The 23,163-nt window shown below is 42.3% G+C and carries 22 protein-coding genes; 2 read left to right on the plus strand and 20 right to left on the minus strand.

Features of this window, described 5'->3' with window-relative positions; translation table 11 throughout:
• Position 1: 1 nt before the first annotated feature.
• Genes ENLAB_RS06350 through opp3b form a run of 3 tightly spaced genes read right to left on the minus strand, consistent with a single transcriptional unit; the run spans position 2 to position 3,038 of the window.
• A complete protein-coding gene (locus tag ENLAB_RS06350; RefSeq protein ID WP_216593164.1) occupies positions 2–1,054 on the minus strand; it encodes an ABC transporter ATP-binding protein in 1,053 nt (350 codons plus the stop codon).
• Positions 1,054–2,097 (minus strand): ABC transporter permease, encoded by a 1,044-nt coding sequence (locus ENLAB_RS06355; RefSeq protein WP_005227994.1) that lies wholly within the window; start codon positions 2,095–2,097, stop codon positions 1,054–1,056. Before ENLAB_RS06355 ends, ENLAB_RS06350 begins: the two co-directional genes overlap by 1 nt.
• A complete protein-coding gene (gene opp3b, locus ENLAB_RS06360) occupies positions 2,097–3,038 on the minus strand; it encodes an oligopeptide ABC transporter permease (RefSeq protein WP_005227991.1) in 942 nt (313 codons plus the stop codon). Before opp3b ends, ENLAB_RS06355 begins: the two co-directional genes overlap by 1 nt.
• Positions 3,039–3,122: 84 nt before the next feature.
• On the opposite strand from opp3b, the gene ENLAB_RS06365 reads away from it, so the two are divergent.
• Positions 3,123–3,458 (plus strand): DUF3899 domain-containing protein, encoded by a 336-nt coding sequence (locus ENLAB_RS06365; RefSeq protein WP_244353135.1) that lies wholly within the window; start codon positions 3,123–3,125, stop codon positions 3,456–3,458.
• 100 nt (positions 3,459–3,558) lie between these two features.
• Here the strand turns inward: ENLAB_RS06365 and ENLAB_RS06370 are convergent, their stop codons facing one another.
• From ENLAB_RS06370 to ENLAB_RS06440, 15 genes are all read right to left on the minus strand, one after another.
• The gene (locus tag ENLAB_RS06370; RefSeq protein WP_077452269.1) at positions 3,559–5,220 is read right to left on the minus strand and encodes a peptide ABC transporter substrate-binding protein; all 1,662 of its coding nucleotides are present in this window, start codon (positions 5,218–5,220) and stop codon (positions 3,559–3,561) included.
• Between the two features lie 436 nt (positions 5,221–5,656).
• Complete coding sequence (gene pcp / locus ENLAB_RS06375; RefSeq protein ID WP_081117776.1) at positions 5,657–6,304, minus strand: pyroglutamyl-peptidase I; 648 nt, start codon at positions 6,302–6,304, stop codon at positions 5,657–5,659.
• A gap of 30 nt (positions 6,305–6,334) precedes the next feature.
• Complete coding sequence (locus ENLAB_RS06380) at positions 6,335–7,255, minus strand: DUF979 domain-containing protein (protein WP_077452271.1); 921 nt, start codon at positions 7,253–7,255, stop codon at positions 6,335–6,337.
• Positions 7,256–7,939, minus strand: a complete 684-nt coding sequence (locus ENLAB_RS06385; protein ID WP_005233676.1) for a DUF969 domain-containing protein — start codon at positions 7,937–7,939, stop codon at positions 7,256–7,258.
• Positions 7,940–8,134: 195 nt separating this feature from the next.
• A complete protein-coding gene (gene rlmN / locus ENLAB_RS06390; RefSeq protein ID WP_244353136.1) occupies positions 8,135–9,202 on the minus strand; it encodes a dual-specificity RNA methyltransferase RlmN in 1,068 nt (355 codons plus the stop codon).
• Positions 9,203–9,491: 289 nt separating this feature from the next.
• A complete protein-coding gene (locus tag ENLAB_RS06395) occupies positions 9,492–9,788 on the minus strand; it encodes a hypothetical protein (protein ID WP_077452272.1) in 297 nt (98 codons plus the stop codon).
• A 7-nt stretch (positions 9,789–9,795) separates the two neighbouring features.
• Positions 9,796–10,167, minus strand: a complete 372-nt coding sequence (locus ENLAB_RS06400; RefSeq protein ID WP_005227961.1) for a type II toxin-antitoxin system PemK/MazF family toxin — start codon at positions 10,165–10,167, stop codon at positions 9,796–9,798.
• A 9-nt stretch (positions 10,168–10,176) separates the two neighbouring features.
• A complete protein-coding gene (alr, locus tag ENLAB_RS06405) occupies positions 10,177–11,298 on the minus strand; it encodes an alanine racemase (protein WP_086291642.1) in 1,122 nt (373 codons plus the stop codon).
• A 122-nt stretch (positions 11,299–11,420) separates the two neighbouring features.
• Positions 11,421–11,786 (minus strand): holo-ACP synthase, encoded by a 366-nt coding sequence (gene acpS / locus ENLAB_RS06410; protein WP_077452274.1) that lies wholly within the window; start codon positions 11,784–11,786, stop codon positions 11,421–11,423.
• Positions 11,787–12,185: 399 nt separating this feature from the next.
• Entirely contained in the window at positions 12,186–12,899 is a 714-nt protein-coding gene (locus tag ENLAB_RS06415; RefSeq protein ID WP_096741770.1) for a GntR family transcriptional regulator, read from the minus strand.
• Between the two features lie 18 nt (positions 12,900–12,917).
• Positions 12,918–13,958 carry an ADP-ribosylglycohydrolase family protein gene (locus ENLAB_RS06420; protein ID WP_096741771.1) on the minus strand — a complete coding sequence of 347 codons (1,041 nt, stop codon included), beginning with the start codon at positions 13,956–13,958 and terminating at the stop codon, positions 12,918–12,920.
• 5 nt (positions 13,959–13,963) lie between these two features.
• Positions 13,964–15,307, minus strand: a complete 1,344-nt coding sequence (locus ENLAB_RS06425) for a PTS transporter subunit EIIC (RefSeq protein WP_096741772.1) — start codon at positions 15,305–15,307, stop codon at positions 13,964–13,966.
• Positions 15,308–15,567: 260 nt separating this feature from the next.
• Positions 15,568–17,094 carry a degradosome RNA helicase CshA gene (gene cshA, locus ENLAB_RS06430; protein WP_077452275.1) on the minus strand — a complete coding sequence of 509 codons (1,527 nt, stop codon included), beginning with the start codon at positions 17,092–17,094 and terminating at the stop codon, positions 15,568–15,570.
• A 290-nt stretch (positions 17,095–17,384) separates the two neighbouring features.
• On the minus strand, positions 17,385–18,734 hold the full coding sequence (locus ENLAB_RS06435; protein WP_086291641.1) for a UDP-N-acetylmuramoyl-tripeptide--D-alanyl-D-alanine ligase: 1,350 nt from the start codon (positions 18,732–18,734) through the stop codon (positions 17,385–17,387).
• A gap of 86 nt (positions 18,735–18,820) precedes the next feature.
• Positions 18,821–19,909, minus strand: a complete 1,089-nt coding sequence (locus tag ENLAB_RS06440) for a D-alanine--D-alanine ligase (protein WP_244353139.1) — start codon at positions 19,907–19,909, stop codon at positions 18,821–18,823.
• 182 nt (positions 19,910–20,091) lie between these two features.
• Here ENLAB_RS06440 and ENLAB_RS06445 point away from each other — a divergent pair, with 182 nt between their 5' ends.
• Positions 20,092–21,834: an ABC1 kinase family protein gene (locus tag ENLAB_RS06445; protein WP_244353141.1), complete on the plus strand. Its 1,743-nt coding sequence runs from the start codon at positions 20,092–20,094 to the stop codon at positions 21,832–21,834.
• A 52-nt stretch (positions 21,835–21,886) separates the two neighbouring features.
• Here ENLAB_RS06445 and ENLAB_RS06450 read toward each other — a convergent pair whose 3' ends face one another.
• A complete protein-coding gene (locus ENLAB_RS06450; protein WP_015510428.1) occupies positions 21,887–22,339 on the minus strand; it encodes a YaiI/YqxD family protein in 453 nt (150 codons plus the stop codon).
• A 157-nt stretch (positions 22,340–22,496) separates the two neighbouring features.
• On the minus strand, positions 22,497–23,162 hold the full coding sequence (locus ENLAB_RS06455; RefSeq protein WP_081117782.1) for an ABC transporter ATP-binding protein: 666 nt from the start codon (positions 23,160–23,162) through the stop codon (positions 22,497–22,499).
• Position 23,163 lies beyond the last annotated feature (1 nt).

The following is a 23,163-nucleotide window of genomic DNA, read 5'->3' on the forward strand; positions in this document are numbered from 1 at the left end:
TTTAGACAGATGCCTGAGTATTTTTTTCTTGGAATTTTTTCCAGCGAATCAAGATCTCATCCGGCGGAGTTACCTTCGGTGCTTGCGGCGCTAACAGCCACGTTGCTGCTTTGTGAGTCGGTGAAACATCAAAGAACGGTGGTTGCTGTTCTGCATCGATCTGCAAAGCAAATTCGTTTCGTGGATAAAAAGCGTCCCCTGTTGGCGGGTCCAACAGATCCGGTGGTGAACCAGGAATCGCGTACAACCGATCGCCTGTCCCTTCTAACGTCGGCATCGAGCCTAACAAGCCCCAAGTATACGGATGTTGCGGGTTGTAGAAGATTTCTTCTGCGGTCCCCACTTCGACGATTTTCCCACCATACATCACGGCTACTCGGTCAGCCACATTGGCAACGACCCCTAAGTCATGGGTAATAAAGACGATGGACGAATTGATTTTCTTCTGAATATCTTTTAATAACTCTAAGATCTGTGCTTGTATCGTTACATCCAATGCAGTCGTCGGTTCATCTGCAATCAAGATCTGTGGGTAGCAGATCAACGCGATCGCAATAACGATCCGCTGCCGCTGACCACCGGAAAATTGATGCGGATAATTTTTCAAGCGTTTCTCAGCATTCGGGATACCGACAAGGTTCAGTAATTCCAACGCTTGTCGCAAGCCTTCTTTTTTACTGATTTTGTTGTGCTTCATCAATGACTCTGCCACTTGCTTACCAATCGGCATCGTTGGGTCTAGTGAAGTCATTGGATCTTGGAAAATCATGGCGATTTCCTTGCCACGGATTTTTTGCAGTTCTTTTTCGGATTTTTTCAAAATGTCCGTCCCATTGAAGAGGATCTGGCCATTATCGACATTGGCATTGCTGGCTAACAACCCCATGATACTACGGGTTGTCACGGACTTGCCGCTCCCGGATTCGCCCACGATCGCCAAGGTTTCTCCTTTGTATAGATCGAAACTGACATCACGGATCGCTTGGACTTTCCCAGCAAAGGTGTCAAAAGAAATTTCTAAGTTTTTCACTTCTAAGACTTTTTTCATCGCAATCACTCTTTCATTTTCGGATCAAAGGCATCACGCAAACCGTCTGCCAGCAAGTTGAACCCAATCATAATCACAGACAAGGTCACAGCCGGCACCCACATTTGGTAAGGCAGGAACAAGAAGGTTTTGTAGCCATCGCTTAGTAACATCCCTAAAGATGCTGAAGGTGGTTTTAGTCCTAGCCCGATAAAGCTTAGGAAGGCCTCGAAGAAAATCGCCGAGGGAATACTGAACATCATTTGTACGATGATCACGCTGGAAATATTTGGTAATACGTGTTTCATCGCAATCTTGAGACGACTTTCCCCCAGTGTCGTTGCGGCTAAAACGAATTCCTGATCTTTTAGTTTCATTGTTTGGGCCCGTACGATCCGCGCCATTGGAATCCAGTTAGTGATCGCCATTGCTGCCACGATCGAGAAGATCCCTGGTTCGAAAACTACCAGCATCAAGATCATTACCACTAAGTTGGGAATACCAGATAAGATCTCTAAGAAACGTTGCATCACATTATCGATCCGTCCACCTAAAAGACCAGAGATCAAGCCATAGGTTACACCAAAGATGATATCTAGCATCGCTGCGATAAACGCAATCAATAAGGAGATACGTGTTCCTACAAATAAACGACTCAATAAGTCACGACCTAATCCATCCGTTCCTAAAAGGAAATACGTCCCGTCAGGAACATTGGCAGCTGCATACTTATCTACTAGCTCGCCCCCCACCATCGCATAGCCGTTTAAGCCATTGATGTTGATACCGGGAATTTTCGGCGGCAGATTCGTAAAGGTCACATTTTGTGCAGTTGGATCATGTGGCGAGACAAAAATCGTAATGATTGAGATCGCAATAATGATCAGCAACAAAATGATTGAGAAAACCGCGGCTTTGTTCTTTTTCAAACGACGCCATGAATCTTGGAAAAAGGTTAATGAAGGGGTTGCGATCGCTTCACGCTCTTCATTGGTATTTTTTTGTAACGGTTGAAATTTGGCTGCATCGATGGCAGCAACATCATTTGCTGTGTAAGGTTTCTCTGCCATTAGCCACGACTCCCTTCTGAAACTCGGATCCGCGGATCAACGATTCCATATAAAATATCAACAACAAGAATCACAAAGACCAACATTGCGGAATAAAGGATCGTTACCGCCATGATCGTTGGATAGTCATTGGTCATGATTGATTTTACGAACTGTTCACCGATACCCGGGATCGCAAAAATATTTTCTACGACAAGGGAACCAGTCATCAAACCGACAGCTAGCGGTCCTAACAACGTCAATAACGGAATCAAACTATTCCGCAAACCGTGCTTGAAGGCAATTTCCCAGCGGCTCAATCCTTTTGCTCGTGCCAACTCGACATAATCACTATGCAGCACTTCCACCATCTCGGTTCGAATAAACCTGGCGGAATCCGCTAACGGCGACATCGCTAAGGCGACGGTCGGTAGGATCGTGCTAGCAAAGGTCTCCCACTTAGCAATCGGCAAGATCCCTAGTTTGATGGCAAAAATGTATTGCAGCAAAACGGCAAAGACAAAGTTAGGGATCGAACGCCCTAAGATCGCCACTAAGGTAGACGTTGTATCGATCCAAGTATTTTGCTTCATCGCAGAGATCGTTCCTAAAATGATCCCAAAGAAGGTCCCAAAGATGATCGCTTGTAGCCCTAGTTGCAGTGAAGGTCCGATTCTTCCTGATAGTAAATTCGCTACTGGCTGGTTTTTAAATTGGAAAGAGATCCCAAAGTCACCTTTTAGTAGATTGGTCAAATAAAGCCAATATTGGGTAATGATCGGTTTGTCCAATCCTGCTTGCTCATTTAGCAAGGCAATTTGTTCTGGACTTAATTTTTCAGCATTCGTATATGGTGTTCCTGGCAAAAATTGCATCAAGAAAAAGGTGATCGTGGCAATCAGCCATAACGTTAAGACCATGTAGAACACTCGTTTCAATAAATATTTCAAAAAGCTGTTCACGCAGTTTCCCCCTTAAGTATTTTGACTTCTATTCAATAATTATGTAAATTAACATAGTACGAATCATTAAAAAGGAGTCAGATCATGAAAATAAAAAAAAGTAGTGGGCTCATACCCCTCCTATGCCTCGCAATTTCTGGCGGATGGTTAGCCATAAAAAATGAATTTTCCATAGCAGCTCTTTCAGATGCCCTTTTCTTGTGGGCGCTGTTCTTTTTGATCATTGGCGGTTTTTTATGGGTATTTGCTTCTGGTTTCTTTGACCATTTTCAATATTCCATGAAGAAAGCTTTTTCCAAAAATAAAACAGATTATCTGAAATTATCCCAAGTTGGCAAACAGAGTTACGCCTTTTGGTTAGGGCCTGGTGTCTTCTTATTATTCCTTTCATTGCTCTTTTTAATGATTGCTACTAGTTAATTTCATTCTTATAGTTTTACTCGTTGAAATGAGAAGCAAAAGGCTGAGACAAGAAATTGTCCCAGCCTTTTCTTCGGCATTTCAAGTCAACTACTCGTGATTATTCGATTGATGTCCACTTGTAGTCGTATTGTGCGCCTGCTGCGTGAGCAACAACACCTTTGACTTTTGTTGCACGTAAGTGTGCTTCCGCTTTTTGATAAACTGGAATGACACCTTGTTCATTCATAATGATTTTTTCTGCATTGACTAAATCTTCCCAACGTTTGTCAGGGTCATTGGCATTGGTCGTACCTGCTGCTTTTACAGCTGCATCGTATTCTTCACTGCTCCATTGACCACGGTTGTATGAGTTGCCTGTCGTAAACAAGTCAGTAAAGCTACTTGCATCGGCATAGTCAGCACCCCAACCGCCCATTACTGTATCAAAATCACCCGCATTTGAACGATCCAAACGAACAGAGAATGGAACTGGACTTAACGTGACTTTCACACCGTCCAATGTTTTTTCGATCGTGTCTTGCAAGTACTCAATGATTTTCTTGGTTGAGTCTGTATCAGAAGCTAAGATATCAAATTCTAATGAATCGATTCCTAATTCTTCTTTGGCTTTTTCCCAATATTCTTTTGCTTTCTCTTGATCGTAGCTAATGACGCTGCCAGCTGCTTCTGTGAAGTCTGTATGATCGCCAGGGCTGAAAGTCATGCCTTCCGGCACCAAACCAGTTGAAGCAATTGAACCATCACCTAAGATCGATGTTACTAAGGCATCACGGTCGATCGCATAAGAGATTGCTTTACGCAAGTTTTCGTTACGGAAAGGTGAATCTTCATCACGTTGATTCAATTCTAAGTAAGAAGTCGTTGCTTCTGGTTGAGAAACGAATGCTTCGTCGTTAGCCATCTGTTGCGCCAGTTCACCTGTTAAGATGACATCATCTGCTTGACCATCTTGGAAAAGATTCAAGGCAGTTGAGGATTCTTTCACGACGCTTACGTTGATCGTTTGTAATTTAACAGTGTCTTTGTCCCAATACTGATCGTTCTTTTCATAAGCCCATTCTGTATCCGTTCCTGGTCCATCAAAACCAGTCAAGACAAATGGTCCATTATAAACGGCATTGTCGCTGGTTGATGCATATTGATCGCCATTTTCTTCCACTACTTTTTGATTTTGTGGGAAGAAGGATGGGAATGCTAATAAGTAATCAAAGTAAGGTGTTGCTTTTTCTAGGGTGATTTCTAATTCATAATCCCCCACTGCTTTGATGCCTAGCTCTGATGGATCGGTATCGCCAGCTGTGATGGCATCCGCATTTTTGACTGGTGAAAATAGATACGCATATTCTGATGCAGTTTCAGGTTTGACCGTCCGTTGCCAGCCATAAACATAATCCGCTGCTGTAACAGGGTCACCATTTGACCATTTTGCATCTTCACGCAATTTGATCTTGTAAGTTAGTCCATCCTCGCTGACTTCAGCTGCTTCAGCTGCACCAGCAGGTTGTGGTGTGCTGTCAGCATCCAAACGATACAGTCCTTCATATACATTGTTCAATGCACTGAAGCTGATCGTATCGGTTGCTAATGAGAGATCCGCACTTGGCATTTCTTGTGAAACCACTACGTTAAATACTTGTTCTGCGTTGCTATCGCCGCTAGTTGCTGTGTCATTGCTTGAACTATTTGTTCCGCCTGTTGTACAGCCGGCTAACACCACGCCACACACAGCTACTAAACCATAGGCCCATTTATTTTTCATCCTGTCCTACCCCTTAATTGAATTAATTTTCAGAATAATCATTCGATTTCTGAAGTTAGATAAGATTTTAATTAATAATTATTAAAAAAGCAATCCTTTTTTCGATAAAAAACACCTTTGGAAGAAAGTTTTCTTGGTATTTACTTACCTTACTCTCATCAAACACTCGTTAAATGCTATTTTTCCTTTCTTTATTTATAAGAAATAAAGCAAAAATAATAATAAAAAAACATGGTTAAATGTAACTTACATTCGTTTTCTGTCTTTCTTTTTCATTTGATCCGTCAAAATGAGAAACCCCTGATAGAAGTGTAAATATACAGCAATCACCAATGAATTTTCTCAAAACAGTCCAAAAAAAGACCTGATCCCATAGGATCAGGTCTTCTCGCTTCAAGGACACTTGTTGCCTCCCCGAAAGGATGCCCTTCAATGATTAATGGATCGCGCCGCCAATCGCTTTTAAATCTTCTTTGTCGGCATAATCAACGATGGCTTCCACTGCTGCGGTTAATCCTTTGGCGATGTCTTCGATGCTCATTGCAGGCTGTCCTGCTTTATCGACGACTTGCTGAGGAATAAACGGCACGTGGATAAAACCGCCTTTCATTTCCGGGTATTTTGTATCGATCATGTATTGTACTTGATACATGATGTGGTTGCAGACAAAGGTTCCAGCAGTATTAGAAACGGCTGCAGGTATTCCGGCTTTTTTCATGTTTTCTACCATTGCTTTGATCGGCAGTTGTGTGAAGTAGGCAGGCTTTCCTTCTGTTTGGATCACTTCATCGACGGGTTGATTGCCTTCATTATCAGGAATCCGGGCATCATCCACATTGATTGCCACTCGTTCTGGTGAGATGGCAAACCGTCCGCCCGCTTGACCGATGTTTAAGACGACATCTGGGTGGATCTCTTCAATTTTCTCTTCGACGATCGCCGCTGATTTCCCAAATACAGTGGGGATCTCTGCTTTCACGATCTGTGCACCATGAATTGTATCTGGCAGTAATTTCACTGCTTCTAAGGCAGGATTGATTGCTTCTCCGCCAAATGGATCAAATCCGGTAATTAATAATTTCATTTCCATCATCCTTCCATCTCTGTTTTACCACTAAAATGCCCAAAAGTACATTAAAGCGATGTGAATCACTAACAATATTAAAGCAATTGGGGCTTGTGCTTTAATGACACCATTGGGGTCTTTCATCTCTAACAAGGCCACTGGCAATGCGTTGAAATTGGCTGCCATCGGGGTCAACAACGTGCCACAAAAACCAGCGGTCATTGCCAACGCACCAGCAACGACGGGGTCGCCACCTTGCGCCATTACGAAAGGTACACCAATGCCGGCGGTAATAACAGTAAATGCCGCAAAGCCATTTCCCATGATCATAGTAAAAATCATCATTCCTAAACAGTAAGCCACGACACCGATAAAACGATTGCCTTCTGGCACGACGCCAGAGATTCCTTGAGAAATCACGTCACCAACACCAGCAGCGTTAAAAATGACACCTAGTGCTGCTAATAACTGCGGCAAGATACCGGCAGTTCCGACTTGACGAAGCATCCGATCAGAATCGTCCAGCACTGTTTTGGGTTTAGCGGAAGTTAGCACGACTGCCAACAAGAGTGCTAAGATCGATGCGATCCCGATCCCAACTTGGCCCCCTAATGGCGTATAAGAAATCACTACAGCGATCAATGCTAAACTGATACATGGCACGAAGATCGTACTACCGATCCGTTTAGCCGATGCTTCTGCTTTTTCATCATCAACGTCCACGATTTTACCAATCTGCACTTGTTTGAAGAAGGTCAAACAGCCCATCAAAACGATCAAAATCCCGTCCACAAGATACGGCAAGAAATTTCCGAAAGCAAAGACGATCCCTAGCAGTAGCCAAAAGGCAGAGGTGCCTAATCGGGTGGGATGATCCGCTTCACGAAAAACCCGTACAGCCGTCATGATCGACAGCAATCCGATCAAGATATAAAAGAATTCCAATAATCCGTTAACGATTCCTTCCATCTATTTCTCCTCCTTCTTGCCATATTTTTTTGCTAATTTGCGATCAAAGAGCAAGTTCGACAATGTAGCAATGACTAAGACGATCAATGCGATCGGCAATGAGGCTTGCGCGATTGAACTAGCTGCCACATCATACCCAAGAGATTGCAATGTTCCTACGATCAATAGCACACCAGAAGCAGCCACGAAGGTATTTTGCGCAAAGAAATTCCCAAAGTTTTCGTTGGCGGCAGCTCGGGCTTTGATTTTTTCCTGATCTTTTTCATCTAGTTCCCCAAATTTATTTTCCCCAGCAGCTTGCGCCATCGGGTTGACGATTGGGCGAATAAATTGCGTATGTCCTTGGATCCGAATAGAGAAAAAGCCAGCAAGTTCTCGAATAAATAAGTACAAACTCAGAAACTTCCCTGGTGTCAAGCCTTTGATTTTTTCAATCAATATGACGGCCTGCTGTTTCAAGCCAAAACGTTCCGACAAGCCGACCATTGGTAGCGTCAGCAAGAACAGTGTCACGAGTCGATTATTGACAAACGCTTCTCCTAACATTGTTAAAAAATCAACAACAGAAATCCCCGACACAAGCGCGGTGACAAAACCAGCAACGATTACGACAGCAATAGTATCTAGCTTCAGCAAAAAGCCGACTAAAATAACTAGAATACCAATTAATTTAATCCATTCCATCAAATCATCCTTTCACGATAAGTTATTTTTAATGAATACCAGCCTTTAGTATAATCTATTTTTTTCTTGTAAAACAATATTTTTTGAATTTTCTTTGCGGGAATACGCTTTCTTCAAGGCGTTTTTTAAATGTTTAGATAATAAAAAACAAAAAGAAGAACTGCGCTTGTGCAGTCCTTCTTTTATTTTACATGTTTAAGAAGCAGAGGCTTCTTTTTTCATTTGTTTGCTTCGCAGCTGTCCGCAAGCTGCGTCGATATCTGTCCCATGTTCTTTACGAATCACACAGTTGATGCCGTTTTTCTTTAAAATGTCATAAAAAGCTAACACATCGGCTTTTTTACTTCGAGCATATTGGTCATGTTCACTCACTGGGTTATAAGGAATCAAGTTGACGTAAGACAATTTCTTTTTATCCTTCAATAATGCTGCCAACTGACGGGCATGTTCCGGTCGGTCGTTGACATGATCCAGCATGATATACTCAAACGTGATGCGGCGATTGGTTTTTTCTAAATAATAATCGACCGCTGCCATCAGTTTTTCAATTGGGAAGCTCCGATTGATCCGCATCATAGAGGTTCTGACTTCGTTATTTGGGGCATGCAGCGAAATGGCCAAGTTCACTTGCAAGCCGTTTTCCGCAAACTCTCTGATTTTATGCGCTAAGCCGCTGGTTGACACGGTAATATGCCGCGCGCCGATCGCTAAGCCTTTCGGGTCGTTGATAATCTGTAAGAAATGCATCACATTGTCATAGTTATCAAAAGGTTCGCCGATCCCCATGACGACTACGTGAGAGACTCGTTCTCCCTCGTTGCGTTCATCAAAATAGTGTTGCACTAACATGATTTGAGCCACGATCTCGCCTGCCGTTAAGTCTCGTTGTTTCTTTAATAACCCACTAGCACAAAAGGTACAGCCGATGTTGCAGCCGACTTGGGTCGTCACACAAACGGACATGCCATATTCTTGACGCATCAAGACCGTTTCAATCATGTGATTGTCTGGCAATTGGAATAAATATTTGACGGTCCCGTCACTGGCTTCTTGTACCACCATCTGTTTCAGGGGATTGATCACAAAGGCTGCCGACAGTTTCTCAATCAAAGGCTTCGGTAGATTGGTCATTTCTTCAAAGGTAGTTACTCGTTTTTCATAGAGCCACTCCCACACTTGGTTAGCCCGGAATTTCTTTTCATTTTGTTCAGTTATCCACAAAGATAAATCTGATTTGGTAAGTCCATAAATCGATGGGTTCACTTTTTTCCCTCTTTTCAAACTAGTCGCTACATACTATAACTGAATTCTTTGTGAAAAGCAACCGTGCCTTGTCCCTTCCTCTCAGTCTTTCAGCAGCAATTTTTTGTTGCATTGCTCTTTTTTAAAGGTCTCCTTTATTCCGTTTAACGGTTCATTTATCCATAGAAACACTCTCACAAAGACATGCACAAAAAAAGCAGGAGCCGAACCTACTCCTATGAACAAAATAGAGCGGTTCTTTCCTGCTTATTTCGGCTCTTTCCCCATGAGCGTTGCTTTATTGACAAGATCACCCTTCAAAAGAAAGGACTCGGCCTTCTTTTGCGGTCAACATCCCCCGTTGCGGTGGCTGTAGCTGTAAATAAAGCTGGAGTGACATTTCTAATATTAGTTCTTTGTCTCCTTGTTGAAAAACGCCATAATAATAGGTCTGTTCCCGTTTCTCTTCATATGTATGACTCACAAGGTAATACCCTTGTTCCATGGTTTCATTGCGCTTTTTGGTTTCTGAAAGAAAACGGCGAATATGTTTATAAGTAAAGAGAATCAATAAAATGACAACTGCTATTAAAAATAAATACCCCATTGCTGTTTTACACCTCGATCGTTGATGTGGCAAAGGTCGGCTCCACACCAATACTGATCATCAAAGCAGCATCGACTTCACACATCACTTTATCGTCTAAATGACAAACCTTTTCTTTCAACCGACTTTTGTCGATCGTGCGGATCTGTTCCATCAAAATGACGGAGTCTTTGCCAATCCCTGTGCAAGAAGCGGAAATCCCAATGTGGGTTGGTAATTTCGGCTTCGCCATTTTTGCCGTGATCGCCGCAATGATCACGGTGGGACTGAAGTGATTGCCCAAGTCATTTTGAATGATCAAGACCGGCCGTATTCCGCCTTGCTCCGATCCAACGACTGGTGAAAGATCGGCAAAATAAATATCTCCCCTTTTTACCATAGGACCACCCTAACTTTTATATTCTCGCGGAACCCTTGCTGAGAGGGTGCACGCTACTTCATAGTGAATCGTTTCTAACTGGTCTGCAACATCCTGCATCGTAATTCGTTTCCCATGATTCTCACCAATCAACGTGACCGTTGTACCGACAGCAAAAGCTCGTGGCAAACGAATCATCAGTTGATCCATACACACCCGACCGACGATTTCACAAGGTTCGCCTTCTACTAAGATCGAGAATCCTTGCATTTTTCGTAACCAGCCATCCGCATAACCGATAGGCACGGTGCCGATCCATTCCTGACGGGGCGTGATATATGTCTCACCATAGCCAATCCCCGCTCCTTTTTCAAGTAATTTCACTTGGATCAGTTCAGAAACAAGTGAAAGGGCTGGTTTTAAGGAGAATGGTTCCTTCAATGTATGACCTGACGGATTCAATCCATACATCGCGATCCCAAAACGGACCATATTCCCAACAGCCTCTTTGTGCCACAAGGAGGTCGCACTATTGCCTGTATGTATATATGTCGGCAAATAAGGCAAAACAGTTAAGACTTCTTTAAATCGCTGGTGCTGGGTTTCCCAATAAGTCGTATCAGCTTGATCGGCTGTAGAGAAATGGGTAAAGATTCCTTCCCAATCAAAAGAGGGATGATCTTCCAACCAAAGAACGGCTTGACGCACTTCTTCTGGGGTCAAAAAGCCGATTCTCCCCATGCCGGTATCCACTTTGACATGTACTTTAAGGGATGTCTTTATAGGATTTTCCTTTAAATAAGTATCAGCTTCTACCAACCAGTCCATCGAAGCGACTGGAAAAGAAAAATCGTATTCCGCAAGTAAGGGAATGTCATGCACGTTCACAACTCCTAAAATCAGTAGCGGCTCATTGATCCCTGCTTCTCGCAATTCGATCGCTTCATCAATCGTCGCAACGCAAAAACCTACTGCGCCGCCTTCTTTGGCTGCTTGAGCCGTTTGTACCGCTCCGTGTCCGTACCCGTTAGCTTTGACTACCGCAAAAAGAAACGTCTCACTTGGTAAGTGAGCAATCTCGTTTTTGATGTTTTCGGTAATCGCTGTTGTGTCAATAATCGCTTTCGTTGGTCTATGGTAAGCAACCACCATTTCCAGTTCCTTCTTTCTACTAGTGCTTGATCAGACAAACAAATTAAGTTGGTTTTATGTAGTCGTCTGTTCGTCCATAAAGTATCGTAATTTTCTTCACCAAGTGACGAACTCCACTCAGATTACTCGCTATCCGATACTTCTAAGATAATTTGTGCAAAGGCAGTATCGTTTGTATGAGTGATACTGACAAAAATTTTTTCTAAAGGGTGCGGTGCTTTGGTGACGATCGGTGCACCGAATTCATTGGTCAAGACTTCAATATCGTGAAAAGAAACTTTGCCGATCCCTGTCCCCCAAGCTTTCGAGAACGCTTCTTTGCAGGCATAGCGCCCCCCGAGGAACTCAACTTGACGTTTCAGGGGCAAACGGGCAAATAATTTTGCTTCCTTCTCTGTTAAAATACGCGTTATAAACTGCGGTTTTTTTTCAATTAATTCTTTCATTCGAGGCAGCTCGACTGCATCGATCCCGATTCCTTTGATCATCCTTCTCGCTACCTTTACTTAAGATAGGGGTTTCCAAATTGGAATTGGCCCTTGTTTAGCTAGTTACCATTCTACCAAAAAAATGGCGAATTACCATTCAAATCTGACGAGTTTATACGGAGATTAAGATTTAAAAAAGAAAGATTCAGTTAAATCATATTTTTCGACGATTCGAAAATTTTTGCAATAAATGAACATTAAAAAAATATTTACCGCATTATTATCCCTTCTACTACTATTTAATTAAGTTGCTTTAGCTAAAAGAACTCAAAAAAGCCAATTCAATCAAATGGAACATTTGATTGAATTGGGCCTAATCATTCGTTCTCTATTTTCTAAATAAAATCATAGAAAAGAAAGACGGGGATAATGCTAAGCATTCATATTATAAATATTACTCTATCTATTCAATTGAATTTCATATCTATATCTATCAGCCCGATAATAAATTTCCGCATATTCGATATTTCTATTTTTATCATCGATTGTATTTCTAGTTATATACAACAATGGTTCTCCCGTTTTGATCTTTAAATGATCAGCCAGTACATCATCTGCTACGATAGACTCAATAATTTCGGTAGCACTTTCGATCAGAATAGATTTATCTTCAAAAATTTTATAGAGTGAAGCTTCTGGAGAATTAAAGTCCTCTTCATTCAACTCTATATAATTTTTCGGCACATATACACGCTGAAAACCGATATTCTCATCATCAATGATTCGTATCCGTTCATTCACATAAACTTCTTCCATTGGAGATAATTTTAACTGTAACCTTACTTTTTCAGGTGCAGGTTCTCTTCTAAAATCAACTAGCTTAGATGAAGTAATATGCTCACTATGCTCATCATTAAAACTTATCAAGCGATTCAATTGTAATGTTCGCTTATTGCTGTTGACGATTGTTCCCAATCCAGGAACCTTTTTGATGTATCCATCCGATTCTAACAGTTGCAGTGCGGAACGAATCGTTATTCTGCTAACACCATATTTTTTTTGCAAATCAACTTCAGTTGGAAAAAAATCATTTTCCACATATTTCTTTGCAATGATGCTTTTTTTCAATTCTTCATAGATTTGATAATATTTAGAATTACTATTATTACTCAAATTATCCCTGACCTACTCTCATTTCACTATTTCTGCAATATTAGAGGCTAACCCTCTTATGTCCATTTCATTCGCTTTTTCTATCACTGATAATTTACTCTTGACCGTCTCATCTACTGATACGAGCGCACCTGTCATAGAACCGACGATTGTAGCAATCGTATCGGTGTCATAGCCGATATTTACAGCATCGATCGTTGCTTGATAGGGCGTTTCCTTATTTAGGGCTACGATTCCATACGCACAGGGAACCGCTTCTGAAACATGAAGTCCACTCCCAACAACTTCATAAAGTTTCAACAACTTATCAACTTTTTCACCACTGCCATTCGCTATATCTAAAGCAAGCTGTATTCTTCGATAAACACTTGGTCCTGGAACATGCTTAGAATATTTTTTTCCTTGTTCTTCTCCGAGTTTTGCACCTAATAAGCCAGCTTCAATCACACTATCCATTGTAGCACTTTCCTTCAATGATTCCGACACACTTAGGGCAACCGCACAAGCACCTGAGATTGACAATGAATTATCATGGGTGACTTTTGTAATTATAATAGCATCTTCTAAAGCCTTTTCATAGTCACCTGGATGAAATAGTCCCGCCGGAGAAATCTTCATTGCGGAACCATTTGTAGCTTTAGAAGCATAATCTACTGTTACTGCCCCAGGAAGTGCTTTTATTTCCGATAAATCATTTTTGTACATTTCAATCGCACTTCTTGTTGTAGGTCCAGCAAAACGATTAAAATAATGCGGAATATCAGACCATTCAATAATACTTTTCTTTATAATATCTCGGTCAATCATTCCTTGGTTCTTAAGAATATTTTGACAGATTAAATATATTTGTGAAAAATCATCAGTGACTTCACCTGCCTTATTTCCATATGCGAATGCTGTTTTGCCGGGTTCAACTAGCTTTTCCAATGGTCCAGCAAATTTTAACCGAATTTCATCAAAAGGCAGATTTTCTGTCGCAGCCCCCATTGCGTCTCCAATCGCTGCCATTGTTAAAGATCCTAAAATCCTCTCAATCATGTAATCAATTCTCCCATCCATTTTACTTATTCAAGTCCTTTGACCCCAAACACAAAAGTTAAGACAAGTCCACCAATAAACGATAGCAGTAAACCAACTAAGTATGCCCATAAGGTAGGTCCAGCAAATGCAGGGATCGTTGTCAGTCCCCCAAATACAAACGCATTCCCAATAACATCAAAAGCACCCATAAAAGCACCACCAATCGCTGCACCGATACATCCTGCCGCTAATGGCGTCTTATACTTCACTCCAATACCATAGATCGCTGGTTCGACTATTCCAGATAGAAAAACAGAAGTAATAGCCGACACAGAAAAATTTTTTAAATCTTTATTCTTAGTCATAATAAAAATAGCTAACGCAGCACCGGCCATCCCAAAATTTGCGTTGGCGCCATAAGCAATAAGAGCAGAAGTACCTGTCGCAGCAATTTCAGGAATAATGATCATCGTATTAGGAGCCCAATGGAATCCAAACATAATCAAAATATTCCAAATGCCTCCAATAATTGCTCCAGTAACAATGCTGTTTATCGCTGTTAGTCTCCCAACAACATCGGCAATAAATAGACTAGCATAATTTCCAATTGGTCCAATAATACCGGCTGCAATCGGTACTAATAAAAACAAAAGTATGGTCGGTATAACAACCATATGCAAACTTTGCGGAATTACTTTCTTTAGAAAGAACTCCATTTTTGATTGAAGCCAAACAAGAATAATTGATGGAATCACTTGTCCTGTATAGCTAAATAATCGAATCGGCATACCCATGAATTGAATGATTGTTCCTGGTTGATCATTCATCATCGCTACAAAATCCGGCATAATCAGTACCCCTAAAACAGCAATAGCGATATATGCACTGGTTTTGAATTTCTTAGCAGAAGTGATAGCTACTAGCAATGGGAAAAAATAAAATACCGATGTTGCAGCTAGAGTTAGCAAAGTATTCGTGTCACTCTCTACACTCAATATTCCTAGTTCATTTGCTAAGATAGTAAATCCTCTTAAAAGACCCGCACCAGCGAGAAGCGGCAATAATGGAGAAAAGATACTGACTACTAACGAAACAAATCGGTTGATCAAACTTTCATTCCCTGTTTCTCCACTTTCCAATTCTGAATGATTACTCATATGTGCTCGTACTGCTTCATAAACTTCCCCTACATTTGTTCCTATAATGATTTGAAAACTTTTATCGTTGTCTACGATCCCTATGACTTCAGCTAAATTCTCGATTCCCTCAGCATCAACTTTACTTCTATCTTTGAATGTTGGTCTTAATCTTGTGGCACAATGAGTCAGACTAGAAATATTACCAGAACCACCCATCAACTCTAAAAGCATAATCCCCAATTCATCCATCTGTTTTCCTCCAAGAATTTTTAAATGTTATGACGTCATATCATTAAAAATAATATATAACGCTTTCATAATTATGTCAACAACAACTTTAGCAACGAAGCTAACATAAAAATATAAATAAAAACTATCTAATTTATCTATATTTCTATTAATAGAAATCTTGTAATTTTTAACATAAAAAAAGAACATGAAGTGAGCGAAGCTCGCCATTCATGTTCTTTTAATAAAAAGCTCATTCTTATTGTAATTCAAAAAAACAATTAGTCTTGGTTATTTCTGATAACGAAACCGCGTTTTTTGTCGTTGCTGCGGCGATTGTTTTTACGGGCACCATCTTTTGAATAGTTACCGCGGGCTTTATTGCCGTTGCCGCCGCCACGGTTCCCACCGTTTTCTTTGCGGTTACGATTGCCGCCATTGCTGTTATTGCTGCGACGACCATTTTTGTTGAATGATTTTTTCCCTTGAGGCAATGGACGCTCTGGTGTGATCTTGACTGGTGCTAAATCAGCAGGATCTTTCGCCATGGTTTTTAGAAGCAATGCTGCTAAATCTTGTGCAGAATAACGTTCTAATAGATCGTCGGCTGCTTGCAAGTATTTATCCAAACCATTTTCATCCAATTTGGTTTCAACAGATTCGATTGCGGCACCTAGTTGACCTTTGAATGCTTCTTTTTCGGTCGGTGGGCGCATTGGTGTCATCCGTTTTTTCGTTAAGTTTTCAATGACGTGCAGATAGCTCATTTCGTTTGGTGTAACGAAAGTCACAGACATTCCGCCTTTTCCAGCACGGCCAGTACGTCCGATCCGGTGAACATAGCTTTCAGGGTCTTGAGGAATATCGTAGTTATATACGTGTGTCACGCCAGAGATATCCAATCCACGAGCTGCAACGTCTGTGGCAACTAAGATATCTAGTTGACCACTCTTGAATGAACGCAAAACGCTCATCCGTTTTTGTTGAGAAAGGTCTCCATGAATGCCTTCTGCTTTATAGCCGCGGGCTTCTAAGCCGCGCGCCAATTCATCGACACGACGTTTCGTACGACCGAAAACGATGGTCAATTCTGGTGTTTGCACATCCAATAAGCGAGTCATGATATCAAATTTTTCGTAATCTTTTGAACGAACATAGTATTGATCAATCAAATCAGCGGTCATTTCTTTGGCTTTGATCTGTACATGTTCAGGCTCTTTCATGAATTTCACGCCGATATTTTTGATTGCTGGCGGCATTGTTGCTGAAAATAGCAACGTTTGACGAACATCTGGAACTTGGCTGATGATTTTTTCAATATCTTCCAAGAAGCCCATGTTCAACATTTCGTCTGCTTCATCTAATACAAGTGTTTCAACGGTGCCTAATTTCAAGGTGTGGCGGTTGATATGGTCTAACATACGTCCTGGCGTACCAACTACGATATGGGGACGATCTTTTAGTTGACGGATTTGACGGCCGATATCGGCTCCACCGTAAACTGCTTGTACACGAATTTTTTTGTCTTTACCAAGACGGTACAATTCTTCTTGGGTTTGGATCGCTAATTCACGGGTTGGGGCAATCACTAATCCTTGTAGTTGATGGTTCGTTGGGTCAATTTTTTCTAACATTGGCAAACCAAATGCGGCGGTTTTACCAGTACCGGTCTGTGCTTGACCGATCACGTCTTTGCCTGCTAAGGCTAATGGAATCGTTGCTTCTTGGATGGGTGTTGCTTCTTCAAAGCCGGCACGCTCAACAGAAGTCAATAATTCGTTGGATAATTCTAGATCTTTAAATTTCAAATGGATCCTCCTAGGCTGGTCATCTTTTCGATGCCTGTTTTTCTATCATCGAAGCGTAGGTTAGTTCTTCAGAAACACAAGAGTAGTCCCATTTACTCTTATCTTTCTCTTGGTACCGAAAAACCGCTTCACGAAGGCATTATAAAAGGCTAAAACAAGTGTTGTTTGTCTCAGCCATCATTTTATCTCAAAACGTCAATGTTTTTTACAGTAATCATTCTGTGCTTCATCTTTCGGCGTTAGATAAGTATAACACGCTTTGAAAGTTTCAGCAAGATTTCAACTCCCTTTTACATTCCTTTTAGTGCATCAACGACTTCACTCAGGCCCATGCCATTGCTGCCTTTGATCACTAGGCTATCGGAAGGTTCTAAAGTTTCTATTAAGGAGGCGATCAGCTGTGGTTTTTCATCGATCGCAAAATAGCGCACCTTATCAGCAAGTGGTGACTGAGCTAGTCGTTTTTGCAATGCTTGCATTTCTTTGCCATAAAGAAAAACTAGTTGGAACGAGTCGTCTAAGTGTGCGGCCATCTGCTCGTGCATTTGTGCAGAATCTGGTCCTAATTCAAGCATATCTGCCAATACGGCGATCCGTCGTCCTGCTAAAGGCAATTTGCGGAAGCTATCCAATACAAGACCCATGGCCGTCGGATTGGCATTGTAAATATCGCTCAAAATCGCTGCCCCATTACCAGCAGTCACCCATTGGGTCCGATTTTTCGTCAATTGAAAATGCGCCAAGCCTTCCTTGATCGCTTCATCTGCTACACCAAAATGACGTCCTATCCCAATCGCGATCAAGGCATTTTTGACATTATAGCCGCCTAAGACCGGCAGGGTAAAGGTGGTACCTGCTACCGTAAAAATCGTCTGATCTTGCGATTCCTCCACGATGTCTCCTTGTAGATCTCCCTCAGTTAAGCCAAAAGTTTCAATGGTCTGCGTTAAATTGGGAACAAAGGGCTCTAACAATGGTTCATCAGCTGGCATCATAAAGAAGCCGTCTTTTTTCAATCCTGCGGTGATCTCCATTTTCGCTTTGGCGATCCCTTCTCTGGACCCTAAGTTTTCAATGTGGGCTTCGCCTATCAACGTGATAGCGGCAGCGTCAGGTTCTGCTAAGCGCGAAAGGACTTCGATTTCACCTGCATGATCCATTCCCATTTCTAAAATCAACACTTGGGTATCTTCTGGCGCATGCAAGATAGTCAAAGGCACGCCTAGTTCATTGTTGTGGTTGCCTTGGGTTTTATAGGTCTGGTACTTTTGGGCCATGACCGCTTCCACCATATCTTTGGTGGTCGTTTTCCCGTTACTTCCAGTAATACCGATGATTTTCGGTGCAAGCTTTTCTTTATACGCTCGTGCCAATTGTTGAAACGCTTTGACGGTATCCGTGACAGGAATCACAAGGATGTCTTGCGGCGGTTCGATCGTAGGGTGGCTCCACAGTGTGGCGATCGCACCATTGTCTTTGGCTTGTTGGGCAAATTCATGGCCGTCACGGGTCCCCGCTAAGGGAACAAAAAGACTGTTTTCTTTGATCAGACGGCTGTCGAATTCCACAGAGGCAAGTGGCGTTTCATTTTCAATTTGCTGACCAAATACGGCAGCGGCTTCTTTTACAGTAAAATTCATCAGGTTCGCTCCTTTTTCCTAAAAAAAGAAAGCACAAGATCGCTTCAAGTATTTTCCTTGAGTTGAGCTGGCTTTCTTCCTGCTATTTATTCTGCTTCGTTTTCTGCTTCTTTTTCTGTTGCTTCTACATTGGTCAAGAACGAACGTCTTTGATTGAAACGATTCATCCCTAATTGGATCAATTCTTCAATCAAATCCCCATAAGGCAAGCCGGTCTTCTCCCATAGCAGTGGGTACATGCTGAATTCAGTGAACCCTGGCATCGTGTTCAGCTCATTTAAAAAGAGCTCATTTTTATTGGTCAAAAAGAAATCACAACGGCTCAATCCGCTGCCGCCTAGCATTGTATAGGCTTTTTTCGCAAACTCTTGAGCTTTGGCTTGTGTTTCTTCGGGAATTTGTGCAGGAATCTGCATCTCGATTCGGTTGTCAATGTATTTGGAATTGTAATCATAAAAGGCAACATCTTTCACGATTTCTCCCGGCATGGTGGTCCGCACGTCTTCGTTTCCAAGAACAGCGACTTCGATCTCACGAGCTTCGATTCCTTGTTCAACGATCGCTCGGGTATCGTAGCGATACGCTTCTTGCAACGCATTTTGCAGTTCTTCGCGGTTCTCTGCTTTCGAGATACCGACACTTGAGCCCATGTTGGCTGGTTTGACAAACATCGGATAAAGGAGACTGCCTTCGCATTGATCAAAAATCTTTTTCGGATTTTCTTTCCACGCATTTTTCAAGACTGGTACATACGGAACTTGCGGAATTCCCGCAGCTTGCAAGATGTACTTGGTCATGATTTTGTCCATCCCGCAGGCACTAGTCAAGACACCGGCTCCGACATAAGGCATTCCGATGGTTTCTAAAAACCCTTGGATCGTGCCGTCTTCGCCGTTTGGTCCATGGAGCAATGGAAAGACGATCGCGTCTTCTTCATAGATTTCCCCAGGTGAAATTTCTTCCCCTTTGGTCTCTTCGTTGGTCAATGCCAAAGTATCTGGTGACGTTGGCGCCTCAGACAATAATGGGCCTTTTAACCAGCGTCCTTCTTTGGTGATCATTACTAATTGAACTTGGTAGTAATTATAATATACAGCATTAACAACTGAAAAAGCGGATAACAGTGATACCTCATGCTCTGCACTGCGTCCCCCGTATAATAAAATGATTTTCAAAAGAATTTCCTCCTGTATTCATTGATTCTACCAAACTAAGTCTTCCACATTTTAGCACAAAATCGACCAACCGGCATTAAATCTTGCAGAAATTTCTTTAAGCTTACACAGTCGTTAGTTGAATGTTTTTCATTTTGTCAGTACTATGAATATATCACGGCACGTTTAAAGAGGTGGGACTTATGACAGAACAAACCGCTCCTTCTAGAAAAGGACGATTAAAACAAATCGTTCAAGTCTTTTTGAAATACAAAGTCGTTCAAAATATCAGCAAACAGCAGCACCCCGAAATGGTGCGTCAAGCGTTTGAAGAATTAGGACCAACATTTATCAAAATCGGGCAGATGCTTTCGGTCCGCAATGATCTGCTTTCCAGCACTTTCGTTGATGCCTTCAAGCAGCTACAGGACAATGTCAAAAGCGATCCATTTCCCAAGGTCAAAGCACTACTGGAAACAGAACTGCAGCAGCCGTTAACGGAAGTTTTTTCCGCTTTTGATGAGATTCCAGTCGCCTCAGCTTCCATCGGACAAGCCCATCGAGCAAACTTGCTCAGCGGCAAAGAAGTGATCGTCAAAGTACAGCATCCGGGGATCATTGCGGCGATCCAAGTGGATCTCGATCTTTTTGAAAAAGCCCTGCCGTTGGTTCGCGCAATTCCAGAAGCCAATGTAGTGGATTTAAAAAGCGTGCTAAGCGAAGTCCGACGATCCCTTGCCAATGAAACGAATTTTTTGCAAGAGATGAAAAATGCACAGGAATTCTACCGCAACAATCACCAAGACCCGCAATTGGCATTGCCAAAAGTTTATCCCGAATGGTGCACTCACAAAGTATTAGTCATGGATTACATGGCTGGTGAAAGCTTGAACTGCTTACTGACCCGCAACAATCAAGACATCGTTTATGACAATCAGTCCGTGAAAGCAGTGAAAAAACAAGTGGGCACGCTATTAGTCGAAAACTTTATGAAGCAAGTCTTTGAAGATGGCTTCTTTCACGCTGATCCGCATCCTGGCAATCTGTTCTTGCATGTCTTCACAGATCAAGCCAATCGACCAAAACCATTTCAGGTCAAGCAGCGTGTCGGTGTCCTTGGCGGTGTCGATTATTCGTTGAAATGGCAAGAAGAAGCGGTCATGCCGCCTTACCAAGTGATTTTCTTGGACTTTGGGATGATGGGACATTTGGATCAGTCTTTACGCAGCCGTTTAGCCGATGCGTTGATTGCTCTTTATACCCAAGACACCCAAGAAGTCGGTAAAGCTGTCTTGCGGTTGTGCAACAGCAGCGGCAGTTCCTTTGACGAAGTCGCCTTCTACCAAGACCTACAAAAATTTGTTGAAAATTACTATAATATGCCGCTAAAGGATATCGACTTGCAAAAAGTGATGGCGGAAGTCATCACAATCTGCCATGATAACCAACTGCAGATGCATCGAGACATCACCTTGCTGATCAAGGCTTTTGGCACCTTGGAAGGTGTGATCAAAGCTTTAGACCCCGAATTGTCAATGATGGAAGTCACTCAGCCCTTTGCACAAAAATATTTCCTACAGCAGCTGAGTATTGAAGATGAGGTGAAAAAAAGCGCCTTGGCAACCGCAAAAAGCTTGCGGGCACTTAGCCATCTTCCTGATCGGACCTTGGCTGTCTTAGACACGTTTGCGACTGGTAAACACCGGTTGAATCTAGAAATCCGCGAACAAAAACAGCTATTGGACCGCTTTGATCAGATGGTCAATCGACTGGTGATCGGTATTATTCTAGCTGCGGTCATCCTTGGTTCTTCTTTATTGGTGGTGGCTAGTCCGCAACAAGGAGCTTTCGTCCATCAGATGGGGATCTTCGGATATACCTTGGCATTTTTCGCGATTGTGGCTTTAGTTGGTAAATACTTCTATGATCGTTTTCGTAAGAAATAAATAAGCACCTTCAATTCCCGTGTTTCATGCAGAAGCTGGGTCTTGAGGGTGCTTATTTTGCAAGGGTCTGTCGCAATTCGTTTTCAAAGATTCGTTTGAAGGCTTCCCGATCCTCTTTCGTAAAAGGCTTCGGTCCTTTTGTGCGCTTGCCTGCTTTACGCATCTGCGCACCTAAGTAGCGTTGTCCGAGTAAAAAATCGATCGTTTCTGGCAAATACTCTGTGCCGTTATGGTGAAAAACCCGCGCTTTTTTTGGCAAGACCAACGAGGCTAAGCCATAATCTTGGGTGACGAGAAAATCGCCGGGTTCTATTTCCTTCACGATTTCATAATCCGCGCGATCCGAGCCTTTGTCGACATAGACAAAGTGAACGTGGGCAGGATAATCTTTGGTCGTATAATGATCGACACTGGTCACGATCACTACCGGCAGCTGATACTGCTGAGCCAGTTCAATCACTTCATTTTTCACTGGCGAACCGTCGCCGTCAATAAAAAGCCGCATCTGCTTGCTCCTCTCACAAATTTCTTCGTTTACAATTACTTCTATTGTAAGAGGAGCACCTAGAAGATGCAAGCGGACTTTGCGGTATTTTCATTTCAGTCTTGCTCAATGAGGGAACTAGAATGACGATCTTTCTTTCACTAACGAGCGGTTAAGCTCACCTATCAACTTTAGAAAAGGCTCGTTCCTTCAGCTCATAAACGACATCGCAAGCCTTTGCTACTTCTTGTTCATGGGTCACTAAGATGATACATTTTTTTTGCTCATGGGCAATTTCTTGAAACAGTTTAACGATTTCTTTGGAGGTCGTTTCATCCAAGTTTCCAGTCGGTTCATCGGCTACGATCAGCTCATGCTCACAGCACAACGCGCGAACGATAGCGACCCGCTGCTGTTGCCCACCCGATAATTGGGTCACTTTTTTCAGTGCCAGCTCTTCTGTGATGCCAACTTTGGCCAAGTTGGCTAAAGCATAGGCCTTTTTATCGGCTTGCTGGGACTTGGCGATCGCCATGGCTGTGATCACATTGTCCAGTGCCGACATATAAGGCAGTAGATTATAGGCTTGGAACACGATGGAAACATCTTTGCGACGATATTCCCGCAATCCGATTTTCGCTAACGTTTCTTCGTTGTAAAGGATCTTTCCTTCTTTCGGGGTATCTAGGCCCGTGATCAGCGACAAGAAGGTTGTTTTCCCCGATCCGCTGGAACCTAAGATCGCATACATCTTGCCAGGTTCAAAGGTCAAATCAACGCCACGAAACAGCGCTTCTGCTTCGCTTTGATACCAATAGCCTAATTGTTCTGTTCGTAATGTCATG

It is taken from the genome of Enterococcus innesii, assembly GCF_022846515.1.
GTDB lineage: Bacteria > Bacillota > Bacilli > Lactobacillales > Enterococcaceae > Enterococcus_D > Enterococcus_D innesii.

Coding starts and splice junctions, on each gene's coding strand:
- acpS (WP_077452274.1), bottom strand. CDS start 11,786: ATGATCAAAGGAATCGGGATCGATGCAGTCGAGCTGCCTCGAATGAAA.
- ENLAB_RS06385 (WP_005233676.1), bottom strand. CDS start 7,939: ATGGAATGGATTAAATTAATTGGTATTCTAGTTATTTTAGTCGGCTTT.
- alr (WP_086291642.1), bottom strand. CDS start 11,298: ATGGTGGTTGCTTACCATAGACCAACGAAAGCGATTATTGACACAACA.
- pcp (WP_081117776.1), bottom strand. CDS start 6,304: ATGAAATTATTAATTACCGGATTTGATCCATTTGGCGGAGAAGCAATC.
- ENLAB_RS06455 (WP_081117782.1), bottom strand. CDS start 23,162: ATGACATTACGAACAGAACAATTAGGCTATTGGTATCAAAGCGAAGCA.
- ENLAB_RS06445 (WP_244353141.1), top strand. CDS start 20,092: ATGACAGAACAAACCGCTCCTTCTAGAAAAGGACGATTAAAACAAATC.
- ENLAB_RS06400 (WP_005227961.1), bottom strand. CDS start 10,167: ATGGTAAAAAGGGGAGATATTTATTTTGCCGATCTTTCACCAGTCGTT.
- ENLAB_RS06420 (WP_096741771.1), bottom strand. CDS start 13,958: ATGGATGGGAGAATTGATTACATGATTGAGAGGATTTTAGGATCTTTA.
- ENLAB_RS06435 (WP_086291641.1), bottom strand. CDS start 18,734: ATGAATTTTACTGTAAAAGAAGCCGCTGCCGTATTTGGTCAGCAAATT.
- ENLAB_RS06370 (WP_077452269.1), bottom strand. CDS start 5,220: ATGAAAAATAAATGGGCCTATGGTTTAGTAGCTGTGTGTGGCGTGGTG.
- ENLAB_RS06365 (WP_244353135.1), top strand. CDS start 3,123: ATGAAAATAAAAAAAAGTAGTGGGCTCATACCCCTCCTATGCCTCGCA.
- ENLAB_RS06425 (WP_096741772.1), bottom strand. CDS start 15,307: ATGGATGAATTGGGGATTATGCTTTTAGAGTTGATGGGTGGTTCTGGT.
- ENLAB_RS06450 (WP_015510428.1), bottom strand. CDS start 22,339: ATGCGGCTTTTTATTGACGGCGACGGTTCGCCAGTGAAAAATGAAGTG.
- ENLAB_RS06355 (WP_005227994.1), bottom strand. CDS start 2,097: ATGGCAGAGAAACCTTACACAGCAAATGATGTTGCTGCCATCGATGCA.
- ENLAB_RS06395 (WP_077452272.1), bottom strand. CDS start 9,788: ATGGGGTATTTATTTTTAATAGCAGTTGTCATTTTATTGATTCTCTTT.
- ENLAB_RS06380 (WP_077452271.1), bottom strand. CDS start 7,255: ATGGAAGGAATCGTTAACGGATTATTGGAATTCTTTTATATCTTGATC.